Annotated in this window: 14 protein-coding genes and 2 pseudogenes; 10 read left to right on the forward strand and 6 right to left on the reverse strand. The window is 68.2% G+C overall.

Features of this window, described 5'->3' with window-relative positions; genetic code table 11:
• Positions 1-10: 10 nt before the first annotated feature.
• The gene (locus tag CTZ28_RS34905; protein ID WP_183154742.1) at positions 11-778 is read right to left on the reverse strand and encodes a hypothetical protein; all 768 of its coding nucleotides are present in this window, start codon (positions 776-778) and stop codon (positions 11-13) included.
• Positions 779-1,566: 788 nt separating this feature from the next.
• The gene (locus tag CTZ28_RS34915) at positions 1,567-2,100 is read right to left on the reverse strand and encodes a hypothetical protein (RefSeq protein WP_147481240.1); all 534 of its coding nucleotides are present in this window, start codon (positions 2,098-2,100) and stop codon (positions 1,567-1,569) included.
• A 1,239-nt stretch (positions 2,101-3,339) separates the two neighbouring features.
• On the opposite strand from CTZ28_RS34915, the gene CTZ28_RS34925 reads away from it, so the two are divergent.
• The 4 genes and pseudogenes from CTZ28_RS34925 (at position 3,340) to CTZ28_RS47370 (ending at position 5,246) form a co-directional block, all read left to right on the forward strand.
• A complete protein-coding gene (locus CTZ28_RS34925; protein ID WP_147481241.1) occupies positions 3,340-3,738 on the forward strand; it encodes an SGNH/GDSL hydrolase family protein in 399 nt (132 codons plus the stop codon).
• A 116-nt stretch (positions 3,739-3,854) separates the two neighbouring features.
• Positions 3,855-4,598 (forward strand): hypothetical protein, encoded by a 744-nt coding sequence (locus tag CTZ28_RS46685; RefSeq protein ID WP_147481242.1) that lies wholly within the window; start codon positions 3,855-3,857, stop codon positions 4,596-4,598.
• Positions 4,599-4,662: 64 nt separating this feature from the next.
• Positions 4,663-4,902 (forward strand): annotated as a pseudogene (locus CTZ28_RS48880) (peptidase inhibitor family I36 protein); the annotation flags it as partial.
• Between the two features lie 215 nt (positions 4,903-5,117).
• Positions 5,118-5,246, forward strand: a complete 129-nt coding sequence (locus CTZ28_RS47370) for a DnaJ C-terminal domain-containing protein (RefSeq protein ID WP_259471958.1) — start codon at positions 5,118-5,120, stop codon at positions 5,244-5,246.
• 231 nt (positions 5,247-5,477) lie between these two features.
• Here the strand turns inward: CTZ28_RS47370 and CTZ28_RS34935 are convergent, their stop codons facing one another.
• Complete coding sequence (locus CTZ28_RS34935; RefSeq protein ID WP_121893759.1) at positions 5,478-6,071, reverse strand: TetR/AcrR family transcriptional regulator; 594 nt, start codon at positions 6,069-6,071, stop codon at positions 5,478-5,480.
• 111 nt (positions 6,072-6,182) lie between these two features.
• Here CTZ28_RS34935 and CTZ28_RS34940 point away from each other — a divergent pair, with 111 nt between their 5' ends.
• Positions 6,183-7,190: an NADP-dependent oxidoreductase gene (locus CTZ28_RS34940; RefSeq protein ID WP_183154750.1), complete on the forward strand. Its 1,008-nt coding sequence runs from the start codon at positions 6,183-6,185 to the stop codon at positions 7,188-7,190.
• Positions 7,191-7,577: 387 nt separating this feature from the next.
• Here the strand turns inward: CTZ28_RS34940 and CTZ28_RS34945 are convergent, their stop codons facing one another.
• Positions 7,578-8,324 (reverse strand): class I SAM-dependent methyltransferase, encoded by a 747-nt coding sequence (locus CTZ28_RS34945; RefSeq protein ID WP_121893761.1) that lies wholly within the window; start codon positions 8,322-8,324, stop codon positions 7,578-7,580.
• Positions 8,325-8,341: 17 nt separating this feature from the next.
• Positions 8,342-9,457 carry a ribosome small subunit-dependent GTPase A gene (rsgA, locus tag CTZ28_RS34950; protein ID WP_259471946.1) on the reverse strand — a complete coding sequence of 372 codons (1,116 nt, stop codon included), beginning with the start codon at positions 9,455-9,457 and terminating at the stop codon, positions 8,342-8,344.
• 357 nt (positions 9,458-9,814) lie between these two features.
• Here rsgA and CTZ28_RS47830 point away from each other — a divergent pair, with 357 nt between their 5' ends.
• The 3 genes from CTZ28_RS47830 to CTZ28_RS34965 all read left to right on the forward strand — a co-directional run bounded on the left by CTZ28_RS47830 (position 9,815) and on the right by CTZ28_RS34965 (position 12,519).
• Positions 9,815-10,126 carry a helix-turn-helix transcriptional regulator gene (locus CTZ28_RS47830; protein ID WP_220795492.1) on the forward strand — a complete coding sequence of 104 codons (312 nt, stop codon included), beginning with the start codon at positions 9,815-9,817 and terminating at the stop codon, positions 10,124-10,126.
• 845 nt (positions 10,127-10,971) lie between these two features.
• A complete protein-coding gene (locus tag CTZ28_RS34960) occupies positions 10,972-12,117 on the forward strand; it encodes a family 43 glycosylhydrolase (RefSeq protein ID WP_121893763.1) in 1,146 nt (381 codons plus the stop codon).
• 198 nt (positions 12,118-12,315) lie between these two features.
• Positions 12,316-12,519 carry a hypothetical protein gene (locus tag CTZ28_RS34965; RefSeq protein ID WP_121893764.1) on the forward strand — a complete coding sequence of 68 codons (204 nt, stop codon included), beginning with the start codon at positions 12,316-12,318 and terminating at the stop codon, positions 12,517-12,519.
• Between the two features lie 529 nt (positions 12,520-13,048).
• On the opposite strand, the gene CTZ28_RS34970 is transcribed toward CTZ28_RS34965, so the two are convergent.
• The gene (locus CTZ28_RS34970; protein ID WP_121893765.1) at positions 13,049-16,030 is read right to left on the reverse strand and encodes a glycosyl hydrolase; all 2,982 of its coding nucleotides are present in this window, start codon (positions 16,028-16,030) and stop codon (positions 13,049-13,051) included.
• 338 nt (positions 16,031-16,368) lie between these two features.
• Between CTZ28_RS34970 and CTZ28_RS48885 the strand changes: the two genes are divergently transcribed.
• Positions 16,369-16,857, forward strand: a complete 489-nt coding sequence (locus tag CTZ28_RS48885; protein WP_259471947.1) for an ATP-binding cassette domain-containing protein — start codon at positions 16,369-16,371, stop codon at positions 16,855-16,857.
• Positions 16,772-17,122: pseudogene (locus tag CTZ28_RS49750) on the forward strand (ATP-binding cassette domain-containing protein); the annotation flags it as partial. The gene CTZ28_RS48885 and the pseudogene CTZ28_RS49750, both read left to right, overlap by 86 nt.
• Between the last annotated feature and the right edge of the window lie 63 nt (positions 17,123-17,185).

Raw genomic sequence — 17,185 nt, forward strand, 5'->3', positions numbered from 1 at the left:
GCGGCGCTTGTCAGCGCACGTCGACGTAGTCGCCCGTGGCGTTGACCGACGATGTGGTGGAGGTGCTTGCGAAGGACCAGCGCCAGTAGCCGTCGGCCGAGGCCGTGACCGTCGTCGACAAGTTGCCCGTCGAGTTGGTCCTGACCGTCTTGACGGTCCTGTAGGTGCTGGTGCCCGCCTTGCGGAACTGCAGCTTCACGGGCTGGTTGGTGTAGCCCGCGTAGGTGCGTCTGTCCCAGTTGGCGCGGGTCAGCTTGCCCGTGACCTTGAGCGACTTGCCCTTGGCCACCGGCTCGGGCCCGGCGTCGACGCTGAGCTTGCCGCGGCGCAGGACCGGGTGGGTGAGGGTGCCGCCGTTGTTGTAGAGATCGCCGTCCTTGGACTGGAGCTGGATGATCACCTTCCACGGACCCGCGAGGGTGTTGCGAGGCACGCCCCAGCCCGGGTCGAGCTTGAAGGTGAGTTTGCAGGTGGAGGTGGTGGCGCTGCTCGCGGTGCACGTCGGGGTGCCGTGGTACGACCAGTAGTCTTCCCCCACCTCGCGCTCGATCCCGAAGAACGCAAGCTTGCTGCTGATCCCCGAGTCGTCCGAAGCCGTCACGGAGATGGTGAACGACTCGGTCTGGGAGGTGCCGAGGACGATGGGCTTGCCCCCGTTCACGGACACCTTCTGGACCACCACACCGGTCTCCACGGCGTACGCGGCCGGAGCGGCGACAGCGGAGACGGAAAGGACCAGGACGCCGGTGAGTACGGCGCCTGTGGGTATTGCGCGCAATGAACCCCCAATGTGTCGAGCCGGCCCCGGCCGTGTGAGTCCCCCCGGCCGCAGACCTGGCAGGTGACGTGAGGATACGTCACCCGTGCGGCTCCGCCTCAGCGGTGTACAGGCCGTCCAGGTCCCACGCCTGGTGCATCGCGTCGGCGAAGGCGGCCCTGGCCGTTTTCAAGGGTTTTCAGCAGCCCCCACCACGGCTGGTCAGCGTACGGCCGACGCCCGCATCGGCTGCGCCCCGGGTTGCCTCTCGTGGTGCGCCTAGTGTTGCTTCGACCGGCTGGCCGCTGGCGTTCGGACATGTGGCTGACCAGGTCGACCGCGGGACGGATACGTGCTGGTCCGGTGGCTGGCTACTTTGCTGCGTGGCGATCCGGGTACAGCCCCGTGCCGTCGTCTGCGGCAGTCGCGCGCAGGGCGCTGATCCGGTTCTCGACACCGGCAGGTACGGTTCCGTCCAGGACGAACAGGACGCGGGGGAGGAGAGGGTAGCGCTGCCGCCACTCGTCCCGGCCCCACTCCTGGAGGGCCGGCTGGCCGCCCGGGTACGTAGCGGCGAAGGCGCCCGTACGCGGGCAGCTTGGCGGCGAGGCGTTCGGGGCCCATGGCGGCCCGGTCGACTTCCACGAACGCCCGCAGCATCGACCCCCTGTCGCCGTCGACGGGGCCGCGCCGGTAGTACATGAGGGCACAGTGTGGGTCGCCCCGGACTTCCTGCACCCACGCGTTGATGCGCTGTGGCGTCGTCACCCGGGACGGGCTTCTGCTTGGTCGGGGTAGTACCCGTTGGGTCAGCCGCTCGTTTCCACCCATTCGTAGGCGGAGGTGGTGCTGCCGCCGGACCAGAAGCCGCCGCCGACGATGAGGATGTTGGGGACCCATACTTCGGCGTACGCCCGCGTTGCATACCAGCCGACCCCGCAGACCGGGCCGCCGTAGCTCAGGAGGGATGCGGGCCCGGTGGGGCCCCACATGTCGTGGCCTGTCGTGCCGTACGTCCAGCCGGTGCTCCGGCAGGTGATCCAGGCGTTCTGCGCTTCGCTCCAGAACCGTACGTCCAGCCGGGACCTGGCCTGCATCACCTTGGGCGTGACGCAGTCCGCCTCGAAGGCGTAGGCATCTCCGTAGGCCAGGTTCCCCGAGAACAGGCCCGGGGTGAGGTGGTCGATGCCCGCCTGGTCCCCGACACAGTAGGTGGCGGCCTGTTTGACCTTCACGATGCCGGTGAAACTCCATGCCTGCGCCGACTGTGGCAACACCACAGTGAGTACCAGCGTGAACAGGGCGGCCAACGGGCCAAGGAGGAGCGCTTTACGTCGGGCCATGGTGTCCCTTTCCAATCAGGCTGTCGTCGATACCGCAACCCCGGGCGCGCTGCACAGCACCAGTCAGCGCGGGGCAACGCGACCAGGCAGGAGAGTTCGACCACATTCCATGAAGACTGGACAACCCGCAGAAACTTCCGGTGACGGAGGGAACCCCTGCGCGTCACTGCCAGCCGACGCTCTGAAGCCGCCGCCTGATCTACGCCGGGCGCGGGGCCAAGCGGTCGGTCCCACGCCGTCGTCCCAGCCGGCGCCGCACGCGGTGTCGCGGGCACCAGGTGAACAGCCGGGTAGTTTCTCGCCCAGTTCGTCCGCAGCCGTGGTGTTCGGGAAGGCCGCCCCTTCCCCGCTGCGACATGCCGGTTTGGTGTCAGTGGCCGTATGCCAGTGACAGGGTGTCGGATCGGCATGTTCTTGCTGGTGGGGACCTGAGGATGGGCAGGTTCACTGTCGTGGGGCGGTTCCGTGCCTATGTCTCGGGAACAGCACTTCTGAGTCATTCGGTGGCTGCGCGGCTGCACCGTGGCGGGTGTTGGCGTCCGGGCGGAAGGCTATTCGGTGGGGGAGCCGGGCGGGTGGGGTGAGGTCACGGCGGGGTTGAGGGTGTTCAGGCCGGTGCTGGTGGCGTGGCTGCTTGAGCTCGATTCGGCCGGGGTGTTGACGACGGTGCACGTGCGTGCCGGCGCCCAGGTCGGTGGGGTGAGTGTGCGGACGGTGTGGCGCCGGCTGGAGTCGGCGCGGTTTCTTTGTCATCCTCACTGCATAGTGCGCTGTGATACCCCCAGCGCTGCGGCCACCCGCCGGAGGGGATGTCGATGCGTTGCCAGTAGAAACGTAGGCGTGCCTCGGTACTCAAGGGAATGGGCCAGGTGCGTAATGCGCGCTCCGGCCCTGCTTGGTCTGCCCCACATCCTTTCCAGGCGGCCAGCCAACAGGGCCAGCGGCCCGTAGCCCTCGGTTTTCCCACGTCGCTCGTTCCTGCCTGTCAGTTCCAGCGTCTTCGGGATGGCACCGGCCGACGTCAGCTACGAGAGGTTCAGCGGCGTGCCGGCGACGGGGCGTCCCGAGCCTTCGGGCCGGCTTGCCACGCCTCGGTCGTACCACTCACCGAATGCGTAACTGCCCGGGCGCACGACCAGCTTGACGATCACCGGCCCCGCTCCGCCGTCAATCGTGATCTCTTCGCTAGACCCTCATGGCGATCCATGCTGAGGCGCGCCGCACGCCAAGATCGTCCTCATGGTCTACCCGCCCTTGCTCTCCAACAGCGGATCCGCTCCGCGAGTCGGCATCGGAGTCGCTCAAATAGGCCTGTGTGCGGAATCCGCGGACTGGCTCAACGACGCTGCCGGAACGCCCGCCGTGGCGATGCAGGACGCTGTTGACGACCCCAACAGGCAAGGTACCCAGGCATGGTTCTCGAACCCGACGAACGACTTCACAGGCAAGGGTGTGTGCGGCGACCCAGAACAGGTCCATGGCATCGTGGAGACGCTCGTCGATTCGGGCAACCCGATGACCGACTTCCCAATCCTCAAGAACTCTGGTCTGTCCGCCCAGTTATTCCACCCCAAGATTGGTGGAGCGTATCTGTACGCCGACTCCCTTGAGCACACCATGGCAAACATGGGCCTCTGACGGGAACGTTTCTGGGGCAGCCCCGGATGGCTGCCCCAGAAACAAATAAGTACGCGTACTCAAGCACCCCCAGCCGGCCTGGTGGACACTGGAATGGGTGTCAGGGAGGGAGCACCATGGGAAGGCACCATCGACGGGCCAAGACTGTGTTGGGCTCGCTCTTCACCGTCGCGCTGTTAGCGGTGTCCGCTTGCTCGGCCGGGAACCGTGCGCCGAGTCCGAAGACCGTACGCAAGCTGGCCGGCTCCGCCGAAGCAGTTGCTGCCCGGGACAAGACGGAGAAGATTCTCCGGGCCGTGGTGCAGGCTTACTCAGACCACACTCCACTGGCCCTCGGCCTGGTCGTCGTACGAGATGTATGCCGAGGGGGAACAAACAAGCAGTGGTTCGACTCAGCGGGCGACGACCAGTACAAGATTAAATGCTCGCTGTACGTCACTGCTTACTACGGTGCCGACCCCCGCCGCATGGGGGACGTTCTCGACGGCGTTATGGACGCGGGTGACCGCCCTGCTTCCCAAATCCCTTTCGATCACGGCGGCTACCGCAGCAACCTCGTTGAGTACTACCGGGAGAATGGGCCGAACCCTTCTGGGCCGGGGGCACCGGAGCCCACGCAGATGTCCGATCCATCGCAGATCCTGTCCTGGGATCCAGTACACGATCACAACACCCGTCTGTTGATTGAAGAGCCGGAAGAGTGCCCATATAACGACCCGCCCGTCGTCCGGTGCTCAACGGAACCAGAAGCGGGAACCGTTGCCCAAATCCGCAGAAGGTACGGCATGGTGTTCAAACTTGACCTAGGATCCTCCGACTACTACATCGTTTACAGAAGCGGGCAATCGCATACGCGGTAGCCTCCCGAGGCTGTCTGGCTGAGGCTGATCCCACGTGACAGGTTGCGGTGAGAACCTGCCGCCGATGTCGGGGCTCACGCCGGGCGCACACCCCGCTACGCTCCAACCTCCCCGCTGGCGACCGTTCCCGCCTCTGCTTCCGGCAGCTACCACGTCCGGGTGGGCCGGTATTGACTGCCCGTCCGGCTACTTGTGCGTCTATCCGGAGATCAACTTCGGCGGGCAGCGGTGGGTGCGGTGGGTCGTGGACGGCGGCGTGAAGAACCTGCCGTCCGCGATCCGCGACCGCGGCGGCTCGATCCGCAACAACTCCGACCGCACCGCCCGCGTCTACGAGAAGCGGAACTATGCCGACGGCTCCTGGCCCAGGACCCGGCTCAGCGGCCGGCTTCCACTGGAAAGGTCTGGAACGTGCTCAGAGAGATCACCCCGTCACTTCGGTGCCACACCGCCCAGCCGCGGCCTGGGACATTGCGCATCACATGCTAGAGGGACGGCCGGATTGTCTGCGAGCATCACATCTACAAGGTCCGCATCCCCGCGGGCATCAGGGACGGGCAGGATGCCCGGATCCACGAACTCGGCGGCCCCGGCAAGCACGGTGGTGCGCACGGCGACCTGTACGTGACCGTGTGTGTCGCCGACTGATTCGCCATCCCCAGCAGACGGGCGCGCTGTTGGGGATGGCGATGTGAAGCCTGGGCCTGGGCGGAAGCGCCGGTCCGGGCCGGTCGGGGAAGGACGAGGGACATTCGGCGAGTTGTTGAAGTGCCCGTCGAGCGTGTCGTTGTGGCTGGTGATGCCAGTTGTGGCGAGCAGGCCGATGCGCGAGGCGATGCAGCCGCCGAGGTCGAGCGTCGGTCCGGTTGTGCGACGAGCTCAGTCACGGGCGCGAGGACGGTGTTTTCCCTCGGCCTCGTTGCTCGCCGCACTGGTCAGGATCGCGCTTGCGACAACGTCGAAGAGGTGATCGGCGCGTGGCGCGAGCGAGGGTTGATCGCCGAGCCAGGCGAGCGCCGCCACCAGTGCGAACAAATCAGCGCCATCAATGTCGGTCCGCGCCTTGCCCGCGGTCTGGGCACGGGTGAGGAGCCGCGCACCGGTCGCGCGCAGGGTGACACACGAAGCGTGGAGTGCGGACTCGGTGTCCTCGATGGCGGCTGCCATCAGCACGGTCACACCCCGGTACTCGGTTGTCCATGCCGTGCAGTCACGCAGCCATGAAACGAGAGCCTCGTCGGGTGAGCTCGATGTCTCGAGCTCGCCTGCCTTTGCCGTCAGTTCGTCGAAGCTCGTACGGAGCAGGGCTTCGAGCAGCGCCTCGCGCGTCGGGAAGTGCCGCAGGAGCGTCGCGAGCCCGACATCGGCCCTGCGTGCGATGTCGCGCAGCGACACATCGACGCCTTGCTCGGTGATGGCGGTGCCCGCTACTGCGAGCAGGTGGTCGCGGTTCTTCCTGGCGTCGGCTCGCATCTGTCCCTCTTGACTATCCGGATCAGTGATCCATATATTCGGATCAGTGGTCCATTTATCTGGACCGCTGATCCGGATAAGCGTATCCCGCGACGCGGGCAGGGGAGAAGGATGCCAACTCATACGATGAGGGCGGTCCGGTTGCATGAGCACGGCGGCCCTGAGGTGCTGCGTTACGACGAGGTGCCGGTTCCCGAGCCGGGGCCGGGCGAGGTGCTCGTTCGCGTGCAGGCGGTCGGCGTCAATCCTCCGGACTGGTATCTACGCGACGGGCTGACCGATGTGCCCGGGTCGGAATCGACGGTCAGCCTGCCGGTGATTCCGGGGACGGACGTGTCGGGCGTCGTCGAGGGCGTCGCCGTGGACGTGGACGGTCTCGCCGTAGGTGATGAAGTCTTCGGTCTTCTGCGTTTCCCCAGCTTCGACGGCAGCGCGTACGCCGAGTACGTGGCCGCGCCCGCGTCGGACCTCGCATGCAAGCCGGCCGGCATCGATCACGTGCACGCCGCCGGGGCGCCCATGGCCGGGCTCACCGCGTGGCAGTTCCTCATCGAGCTCGGACACGACCACCCCTCGCCCTTCCAGAAGGCACCACATCGCCCGACGGCACTCGACGCCGACGCGACGGTTCTCATCAACGGCGCCGCGGGCGGCGTGGGGCACTTCGCACTGCAGCTGGCGAAGTGGAAGGGCGCACATGTCATCGCGGTGGCATCGGGAGCGCATGAATCGTTCTTGCGTGAGCTCGGCGCCGACCAGTTCATCGACTACACCAAGAGCCGTCCCGAGGACCTCGTGCACGACGTCGACCTCGTTCTTGACACCGTCGGTGGTCCTGACAGCAGTCGCTTCCTGCGTACGCTCAAGCGCGGCGGCTCCCAGTTCCCCGTGTTTCCCGGGGACTTCGACGAAGAGGAGACCGCGAAACTGGGCGTCACGGTCTCGACCGCCCAGGTCCGCTCGAACGGCGCGCAGCTTGCTGAACTGGGACGCCTGCTCGACGCGGGCACGGTACGCGTCGCGATCGACAGCACGTTCGCGCTCGCGGAGGCCCGAGCAGCGCACGAACGCGCCGCCCGAGGGCACATCCAGGGCAAGATCGTACTCACGGTCGCTTAGGAACGAGCCGTTGTCCGGCGCCCGTTCGCGGGGCGCCCGCGGCCATCGAGACGCCGATACGGAGAGCTTGGGGCGAATCCGGCGACCAGGCGGTCACGATGCCCGCCGCGGCGAGACGGTCGCACCGCAACGGTGGCCTTCGGCTGGGGAAGCGGCCGCCTCGACACAACGCCTGCGGGAGAGGTGGATCTCGAACCCTGCAGAGCGGTTCGCCGTCCAGCAGACATGAACCCAACACCGACGAGTCACCTGGGCGGAGGATGCATCACTGGCTCTATTTCCGGCGCAACCCCGAGAAGCCGGACCGTGTGGGAGCTGAGACCCCGTAGGGGGTGTCCCCGCGCGGGGACGGACGGCGTGCCGCCCGGCCCCGCGCGGATCTGACGATCAGCGCTTCATCAGGGCGAAGACTCCCCAGCCGAGATACTCACGCATGTAGCGCGTGTAGCGTGTGGGCTCGGTGGTGAGCTCGGCCCGTACCTCGGGCGCCAGTTCGTCGTCCGGGTTTCGGTCGAGCCAGCGGCGGAGGTTGAGCCACTGTGCCGCGCAGTACCGGTCCCAGCTGTCCTGGTCGGCCAGCATCATTTCCACCACGTCGTACCCGAGGTCGCCGAACTGCTCGATCAGCTCGGGCAGCGGCAGGAAGTCGGCCAGGCTGGTGGCGTGACAGGCCTCCGCGGCCTCCTGATCCGGCGGAGTCCGACGCCAGTAGGGCTCGCCGATCAGCATCAGACCTCCGGGGCGGAGGCTGCGACTGAGCAGCTCGGCCGTTCCGGCGACGCCGTTCCCGATCCAGGTGGCGCCGACGCAGGCGGCGAGATCGACCGGCTCGTCCGCGACATGACCGGAGGCATCGCCGTGGACGAACTCCACCCGGTCGGCGACGCCGAGCTCGATGGCGCGGGCCCGGGCCTGCGCGGTGAAGACCGTGCTGATGTCCACGCCCGTGCCCGTGAAACCCAGGTCACGTGCCCAGGTGCACAGCATCTCGCCCGAGCCGCTGGCCAGGTCGAGCACCCGTGTTCCGGGGGCCAGGTGGAGTGCCTGGCCCAGGGCGGCGAGCTTGTCGGGAGTCAGCGGGTTGTGGATGCGGTGGCTGCTCTCGCGGATGGTGAAGATGCGGGGAAGGTCCATGACCACATTCCTTTCCGTCATGCCTTGCGGTGGGGGGAGCGGTTGATGGCGCGTCGCAGGCGCGCGATGTCCTTCTTGGGCCGTTCCTGCTCGGCGCGCAGCCGCGCGTCGGTGCGGGAGGCGGCATAGGCGTTCTCGCGCAGCAGCCGGCGGTAGCTGTCGAGGCGCCGCTGGGTGAGGTGACCGGACTCGACGGCTGCCAGGACGGCACAGCCCGGCTCGGTGGTGTGGGCGCAGTCGGCGAAACGGCAGTCCCCGGCCAGCTCGGTGATCTCGGCGAAGGTCTGGTCCAGGCCCTCGTCGGCCTCGTGCAGGCCCACGCCGCGCAGGCCGGGCGTGTCCAGCAGGACCCCGCCGTGGGGCAGCGGCAGCAGCTCCCGCCAGGCGGTGGTGTGGCGGCCCTTGCCGTCGCTCTCGCGTACAGCGCCGGTGGCCAGGCGGTTCTCGCCCAGCAGGCGGTTGCCGAGGGTGGATTTGCCCGCGCCCGAGGGGCCGAGCAGGACGACCGTGCCCGACAGTACGGCGACCAGGGCGTCCATACCCTCGCCGGTGGCGGCGCTGGTGACCAGCACCTCCACACCCGGCGCCACCTCGGACACCTCGGCCGCCGCCCGCTGGGTGTCCGCGCACCGGTCGGCCTTGGTGAGCACCACCACCGGGGTGGCGCCGCTCTCCCAGGCCAGGGCGAGCATCCGCTCGATCCGCCCGTGGCTGACCGGATCGGCGAGGGAGACGGCCACCGCCACGGTGTCGACGTTCGCGGCCAGGACCTGGCCGTGGGAGGTGCGCGAGGCGGTGGAGCGGACCACGGCGGTCCGTCGCTCCAGGACCTCCACGACGGTGGCGGAGGCGGCCGTGGTGGCCGGCCGCAGCGCCACCCAGTCACCGGTGCACGGGGTCAGCCGTTCCTCGGCGTCCGGCGGGGGAAGAACCGCCGCCCGGACCGGTCCGGCCTCGGCGACGACTTCACACAGACCGCGCTCGGCCCGCACGACCCGGCCGGGAACCAGCCCGTCGGCGCGGAAGCGGGTGAAGGAGTGGTCGCGTTCCTCGTCCCAGCCGTAGTCGGCCGGAGTCAGGACGCGCGCAGAAGAGAAGAAGGGAGTTTGTTGAGAAGCAGGTTGATGAGACAACGCGGAGACCCTTGGGAAGGGGCCTCTCCGGACGGCACGTGCGACCAGGAACTCCCGCTAGGGGAGAGAAAGGCAGACGCGGGTCAGGATGAGGCCCGGGAAGTGAGGATGATCCGGGCACTGCACACAGCAGTGGTCTCCACGACAGTCATCAACTCACCTCCTTCGATCTCCGCAGCAGACCCAGTCGTCGCTACGCCGCCTAGAGTAGCAGCCTCTGTGGTCGCTGGGCCGCGTGCCCTTGATGCCGGTGACAGCGCACGCCCCGACGGTCGATTTCGTCGAACGTTCCCTGACACCCGTCTCGTTCCCGCCGTCCGAGGGAGCGGCGTTCGGACCGCCACCGCACCGGACACCGTGCGCCGGGCTGTCGCCCACATCGAGGACAACGCCCCCCGGGACATCACCCTGGCCAACATCGTCTCCCTCGCTGGCCTGACGCCGCTCAGTCTCCAGTACGCCTTCCGCCGTCACCTCGATACCACCCCCATGACCCATCTGCGGCGTGTCCTTCTGTCCCACGCCCACCACGACCTCAAAGCCGCGCGCCCCGGGGACACAACTGTCACCTGGATCGCGATGCGCTGGGGATTCGGCAGCCGCGCCCGCTTCACCACTCTCTACCGCAAGGCATACGAGATCAGCGCCTCAACCACCCCGCGCACCTGACCGATGCGCGGGAACCGCCCCCTGGCAGCCACTGCCATCCCGTCCGCGTGTACGGGGACCGGCGTCCCACAGGCCGACACAAGGGCAGGCGGAGGACGAACACCGCGCCGCCCTCAGAGGCGTTGGCCGCAGTGAGGGTGCCTCCGTGCAGAAGGTCGTGGGCCGTGCCGAGGACCAGAGCGGTGGCCAGGGGTACGGATGGGGGGAAGGCCCAGGCCATTACCTGAGAGCTGCTGGAGACGATCCCCCTGCGCCAGCAGTAGCCACGGGTGACGACCACGGCACCCGGCCGCGCTGGCCGAAGACCTGACGTCGGTCAGCGCCGCCGCACCGCAGTGATGACCGTGTGCCCGGTCCTTCCGCCGCCTCTCGCACGATGTCGCCGACGGCGGGTGTGAGGTGTGAGGGAGGGCAGCCAACGCCGTCTGCCTCCTGAACGTTCTTCTTGGGCCGGACGTACCGTGCGCGTCTGGGATATCGCTGACCCTGAGCAGCCTGAAGCCGTGACAAGTCTCGGAGGCAGCTTCAGCGCCGACCTCGCGGTGTCAGCTGGGGGACTCCCTGCCGCTGGGCGCACCGGCGGAGCAGCTCAGATATGGGGTATTGAATCGTGCGACGTCCCCGGTACCCACTCTTCCGAGGAATGCGGGACCACTACCGCGAATCTGCGGGCGAACTCACGTCCCAGCCCGCGGCGGCAATCCGATGGCGGGCCCGTCAGCGGGATATGCCAGATGGATACGCGGCATGCGGCTTTAATGCCGTTATGGCAGGCTCTGTCTCTGGTGCAGTCATAGCACACCCCACGGGTTCCATCAGGCGTGTTATCAGCAAAAGGAGACTTAATGTCAGACTTACCGGATAGTGGCGGGCGCGTGAAGTGTCGTCTCGTCAAGGTCACGGCGCTGGCGCTCGGTCTGGCCGCAATCGCGGGTATCGGAACCGCAGCGGCGCAGCCTCCTTCCTTCTTGCCATCGGCAGCTTCTGCTGTTGATCCCGCGGATGAGTCGAAGGACTTCCCTTTCCCGGACCCGGACACCATCGCTTTGCAGAACGGATCCGGCCGGTACATCACTTACGGCACCAGTTCGGGCGGCAAGTACATACCGTATGCCGTTCACGGATCGGGCGGTTCAGTGGGAACATCGCCGGTCATCGCCGGCGATGCGTTGCGGGGTGGCGGTGGAGCCTGGGTCGACAACAGCAAGGGAATCTGGGCTCCGGGAGCCTTTCACCATGTAAAGAACGGTGTCGGGAGGTATTACCTGTTCTATGCCGGGCTACGCAAGGGCACTTCGCAGCGCTGCATCGGGGTGGCGTCATCGACCAGCCCGTTCGCGGGGTTCCGGGCGCAGCCGACGCCGCTGGCGTGTCCCACGAACAACGACTGGGCGATCGACCCGGACGTGACCAGGGGCCCGAATGGTGCCGTCTGGATGACGTGGCGGGACGGACAACGCGCCCACCCAGGAGAGTCGGCGCTGTCCGTCATGATGCTGAGATTCCGCAACGACGGCACCGTCCAGCGCAACTCCACACCTCACGTCATGCTGCGCAGCGACAACCTCGCCTGGCCGCGCTACCAGGTCGGCAGAAACAAAAGCGTCATCGAGAACCCGAGCGCGGTTTTTCTCCGCGGTAACTGGTATCTGTTCTACTCTGGCAACCGCTGGCAGACCAACAACTATGCGACCGGGATCGCCTTCTGCGGCAAGAAGATCGACACCGCCACGTGCGGACCCATGCCGGGGCCGAGGCGAGCCTGGTTCTCCTACTCCGGCCCCGGACCGCACCTTCCATCCGACATGCGCATGCGCGCCCTGCCAGGCAACAAGCGCGGCCCCGGCGCCATGAGTGTCTACTTCGCCCACAACGGGCAGCCGTGGGCGACCTGGCACTACCTGACCGGTAGCGGCCGAAAGAGCCGTACCGGTAAACTCCACATCGTCGGCACCGGCTCCACAGCAGACTTCCGCATCACGTCAAGCTAGTTGGAGGACCTGCCGGAGCGTACCGACGCCCGCATAGAGAGTGATGCGAAGACCCGATCCTCCTTCGATGGGGATGTTCGGTCATCCGCAGACGGCTCCCTGCCCACCAGGGGGCCGTCGCCGTTTCCGGTGACGGCCTTGCTGTTGTCCTGACATGCGCTCAGATGAGGTAAAGAGCAGCCAGAGTGAGGTCATCTGGTGGGCTTTCAGGACCGCGATCGCTACCGCCCCGCCCACATCCCTGACGAGTGGGCCTTCGTCATTAAGCCTGACCTGGCCAAGGCCATGATGCTGCGGGTGATTGCGTCACCGCTGCGGCGGCTGTGCACGATCGAGGGGCGGTTCGGGAAAGAGAACGCGGGCCGGCAAGCAGCCCACTACACTCACCCAAACCTCATCTGAAGCGCGGCAAGATTTGCCGCTTGTGCACTTCCGCCGACGACCGGTCCTTCTGCGTGTGAATTCACCAACGTCACCCCGGCAACGGACCGGCGCCGGATCGGTGCCGCGGCTACCGGCCGTCGTGAACGTTACGCTGCGGGATCCACTCGCTTGCGACGGTGTCGCCGACGATGGGAGTGAGGCGCCCGGCTGGGGAAGGGCAGGCCGGGCGGCGCATCGGCGCTTTCTTGTGGTGACTGGGCTGATATGCCCCCGCACCGTCCGGGCTTTGAAGGTGATGCCGGTGGAGGCGGCCTGCCGGCCCTGAGTACGCCGTCGTGCACGTTGTCACCGACCGCGGTGGGCCGAGCGCGGGAGGTTCCGCTGGTTGTGTATCAGCGGTACGAAGCACCGAGGCGACCGCCCATGGAGGGGGCCGCCCCGGTGCTTCGCGTGTGAGCGACCGCTGCCGGGCAACAGGGGTCTTCCGCCGGCGGGCGCTGATCGGGGTCTCCGACGGGCTCGGGGCGGTTCCGCTCGGGGTTCGCGGCTACCTGGTGGTCTGTACTCGGTACGGGGTCAGGGTGACGGGGCCGAGGAGGCCGTTCACGGTGGGCTTGCGGGATCCGAACTCGGCGGGGCGGTGTACGCGCAAGCGGTTGAGCAAGGTGCTGGCGACCTCGACACGCAGCGTGTTCCGGCCTGGCCTGACCAGTTCGCCCAGGTCGAGGACGGTGCCGAGCTGTTCGGCCGCCGGGACCCGTCGGCCGTTGACCCACACGCGGTAGGCGCCCGACACGGCGCCGAGATCCAGCAGGGCGCCGCCGTCCCGCAGGCCCGCAGGCACCTGGAACACCGTGGTGTAGGTGCCCACGCCGACGGCGTCACGGATGCCGGGGATCTCGGTCCAGGACTTCAGCGCGACATCAGGGAAGGTGTGCGTGCGATGGCGGGTCTGCGACGACGCGTCGCCCTCGCGGCCCGGCAGCCACTCGTCGAGTGTCAGTGTCCAGTCTCCGAGGGGCTGCCCGGCCGGAACGCCCGTGATGTCGGTCGTGACGGTTCGACCGTCGCTCAGCTCGGTCGTGTACCGGCCGTTGGCCGCGGCGGTGACCGTCACACCGTTCTTGGTCCGGCGGGCGTCGGTGGCCGTGGTGCTCACCACGTGCACGGCCGGCGCCTCGGTGCCCGTGAAGGTGCGGCCGGCCAACGCGATGATCTTCGCGGCGCCCGCCGGCAGCGACACCGCCAGGGACGTGCGGGAGCCGGAGGTGTCGTAGGAACCGACGGTGACGATCTTCCCGGTCCACGGGTCCAGCGCGTACGGCACCGTACCCTCCGCACCGCTGAGGGCGACGCTGGTGGTGACGGCCTTGTCGGTCCGGTTCACGAGCACGTAGTAGCGGGTGTCGGCGTCCTTGCGGACGATCGCCTTCACCCCTCGGTCGGCGATGTCGGCGTCCGGATGCAGGTCCCACCGGGCGAGCTCGGCCACCGCACCGGCGTCATCGGCCACCATCGTCACGTTGGAACGGCCGGCGATCCGCGCGAACGCCGTACGGACGGCCCGGTCCTGACCGGCCGCCTCCGCGGCATCGCGTGCGTAGCCGAGCGCCCGCCGCGGACCGTCGCCCACGATGATCACCGGCAGGCCGGCCTCGGCGACCCGGGCGACTTCCCGGGCGGTCTCCACGTCGGTGGGTGAGCTGTCGACGACCAGGGCTTTGAAATCCCCGCCTCCGGGCGCCAGGACACCGTCGGCGACCGGCTGTCCGGCCAGGGAGCCGGGTGTCACATACCCATAGGTGTAGCCGGCGTCGGCGAGGAACGAGCCGTCGTGTGTGGCCTTTCCACCGCTGATGACCTGGTTGAGCACGGCGACGTCGTATCCGGCCCGCCCGGTCTGCAGCGTCTGCTGCATCCGCGCGTAGTAGTCCGCGACGTCTGTCTCCATCGTCCAGGAGGGCTGACGGGGCCCGAACGCCTCGCCGATCCTGGCCCCGAAGGCGTGGAAGCCGGGCCAGTACGCCGAAGAGTCCCGCACGGTGCCGTCGGCGCTCGGCGGCATCACCGGGTAGGGCAGGCCGTGGAACACCATCTGGTTGGCACCCATGGCGTATTCCTTGTTGGCCTGCGCCACGATCTGGGCTTGGGTCAGGCCGTAGAGATTGCCGAAGCCGCCGGGCAGCATCTCGCTGCTGACGATCCGCTTGCCGGCCAGTGCCACGCCGGTGGCCACGGTGCGGAACTGGGGTTCGGTGCAGCCCAGGGACTCGCATTCGGTGATGTCGATCTCGTCAGCCGCGCCGCCGAGGTCGATCGGCTCGCCGTAGGGCTGCGCGCGGAACGTGAGACCCAGCTTGTGCGCCCACGCGCGGATGGGCCGGACGTGGTTTTCCAGGTACAGGTCGTTGAGGGTCTGCTCGACGTCCCAGCGCACCCGTTCGGCGATCTGCGACTGGCCGTCGGCGAAGGCGTAGACCGCGGCGGGCTCGCCGAACATCTCGGTGGACTCGACCTGCGCCAGGACCGGCAGGTACGGGACGACGGAGTACCCGTTCGTCCGCTCGAATGCGTCGAGGAAGTCGGCGGACCACATGTGGGCGCCCTTCAGCTCCAGCGAGTCCTCGAAGAGCGAGCCGCCGTTCGCCTTGAGGAGGCGCCGGGTTTCTGTGTCGAGCAGGCCGCCGAACCAGCTGGTGAACCGGTCGGCGCCGGCTTTCGAGAAGTGGTTGACGACGCGGGACTCCGGGTCGGACAACGGCGACGTCGTGTTGCCGTACGGTGCGTCGTTGCGCTGCGCGGTGCCACGGTGCCAGTACCCGGTCACCATCCAGGTGCCCGATGCCGGTGCCTTCCAGGACACCGTGCCGTCCTTCACCTGGCGGCTGATGTCGGTGACGGTGGTCAGGTCGAGTTGCGGCGTGGCCTCGGCGCAGGCCTCGACACACCGGGTCGCCGTGGCGGTGACGTAGGTGGGCGGGGACGTCGTGGTCGTGGAGGTGACGACGCCGTTCTTCGACGTCCGGTCGGGGTAGGTCCTGGCGGGCGGCTGCGGCACGGCCGCGCGGTAGGACGCGCCGGCCGCCACGGTGGCGCTGCCGGTGACGAGTTCCTGGCTCGCGGCGTCGCTGGTGACGTCAAGCCCGGGAATCGCGGTCGGCCATCGGCTGCCCAGCGTCAGGTCCACCTGTACGTTCAACCGCCGGCCCTCGGCGAGGACGGCCTTGACCGCGCGCCGCCAGCCGGCGTCACCGTAACTGTGCGCGTCCGGGTCCACGACGTAGTCGGCGCCGTCCATCACCATGGCGATCTCGACACCCTTGTAGCCGGCGGCGGCGACCTGGCGCAGCTGTCCGACGGCGGTGGCGGCGTCGACCGATGACGGCCACCACCAGCGGAACATCGCTCCCGACGCCTGCCGTGCACCGGTGAAGTCCCGCACGAAGGGATCCGGGCTCTTGGCGGTGGCGGACGCTTCTGCTCCGGGCGCCGCCACCCCCGCCGAGACCGTGGTGACGGCCGCCACCATGGTCAGACAGAGGCTGACGGAGACGCGTTGCCTGACGGATGTACCGGTGCGATGTCGGGGTGCGCGCGGTCTCCAAGGTATTGCCACTGCTTGCTCCCTTGCGTATTGAAACGATTCAATCCTGGACGTCCCGGGGAGCGTAGGTGTGTCCCAGGACACACGTCAATATCCCTGCAACCACCGGTTTCCATCCGGGCCTGGAGCGTCTTCGTTGCCGCCTTCATCGGCACACCTGCGCATCGATCTGCTGCGCGGCCTACTGGTCCGTGCCGCGGCCGGCCGTGCGATGTCTGGCAGGTGGCGGGATGTCCGCGTCGCGGTGGGGATGGAGGCGGCGTGTGTTTTCGCGGGTCGAGGATGCTGTCCAGGATGTGGTCGGTGGAGGCTGGTTCGGGTTTTCGTCCTGTGCCGCGGGCAACGCGGCGCGGTCCGCCGCGGTCCGCGTGGCGGGCTCGCTCGCGGTGCGCTTGCGGCCCGGGGGGCAAGGCGTCGATCAGAGTGCCGAGTTGCCGGTGTGTCGTGCCGGTTGGTTCAGGGTGCTGCGGGTCAACCCCGCCGGCCTTGTCGGATCTGGCGGCTGCCCGCCGCCGTGGCCCATGGTGCGCATCACCTACCACGGCACGCCCGCAGTGAAAGGCGTCCGCCTGGAGTTACCGGCCGGCCAGATGCGCTGCGTCAGCGGGCCCTCCGGCTCGGGCAAGAGCACCCTGCTGCGCCGCATCAGCCTTCTGGAGGCATGGGATGCGGGCACGGTCGAAGTCGACGGCGTCCTCGTCGGCTACGACCGCGTGGCCCGCGAGGCGGACGGTACGGACGCGTGCGGCTGAAGGAGCTGCCCGCCCGGCGGATCCGCGCGCAGCGGGTCGAGATCGGGGTGGTGTTCCCGCACTTCACCCCTTCCCGCACCTGGCCGTGTCGCAGAACATCGGCGAGGCCCCGGTCACGGGGCGTGGGGTACGCCGGGTTGTGGAGGCTGCCATGCAGGCCCACGGTCCGTTCGACGAGGTGGGGCCGGCTGACTACGAGGACGCCTGCCCACGGCAGTTGTCCGGCGGCCAGCAGCAACGGGTCGCGATCGTCCGGGCGTTGGTCATGCGCCCCAGGCCATTGACTGAATCTGACGGCCCACGGCCGGCGACGGCGTCCGCGAGGGCC

This window comes from Streptomyces shenzhenensis (assembly GCF_003688995.1).
Classification (GTDB): Bacteria; Actinomycetota; Actinomycetes; order Streptomycetales; family Streptomycetaceae; genus Streptomyces; species Streptomyces shenzhenensis_A.

What these genes read in the sequence shown, in the direction of transcription:
- CTZ28_RS34915 (WP_147481240.1), bottom strand. Translation starts at nt 2,100, where the DNA reads ATGGCCCGACGTAAAGCGCTCCTCCTTGGCCCGTTGGCCGCCCTGTTC.
- CTZ28_RS34925 (WP_147481241.1), top strand. Translation starts at nt 3,340, where the DNA reads ATGGTCTACCCGCCCTTGCTCTCCAACAGCGGATCCGCTCCGCGAGTC.
- CTZ28_RS46685 (WP_147481242.1), top strand. Translation starts at nt 3,855, where the DNA reads ATGGGAAGGCACCATCGACGGGCCAAGACTGTGTTGGGCTCGCTCTTC.
- CTZ28_RS34935 (WP_121893759.1), bottom strand. Translation starts at nt 6,071, where the DNA reads ATGCGAGCCGACGCCAGGAAGAACCGCGACCACCTGCTCGCAGTAGCG.
- CTZ28_RS34940 (WP_183154750.1), top strand. Translation starts at nt 6,183, where the DNA reads ATGCCAACTCATACGATGAGGGCGGTCCGGTTGCATGAGCACGGCGGC.
- CTZ28_RS34945 (WP_121893761.1), bottom strand. Translation starts at nt 8,324, where the DNA reads ATGGACCTTCCCCGCATCTTCACCATCCGCGAGAGCAGCCACCGCATC.
- CTZ28_RS34960 (WP_121893763.1), top strand. Translation starts at nt 10,972, where the DNA reads ATGTCAGACTTACCGGATAGTGGCGGGCGCGTGAAGTGTCGTCTCGTC.
- CTZ28_RS34970 (WP_121893765.1), bottom strand. Translation starts at nt 16,030, where the DNA reads ATGGTGGCGGCCGTCACCACGGTCTCGGCGGGGGTGGCGGCGCCCGGA.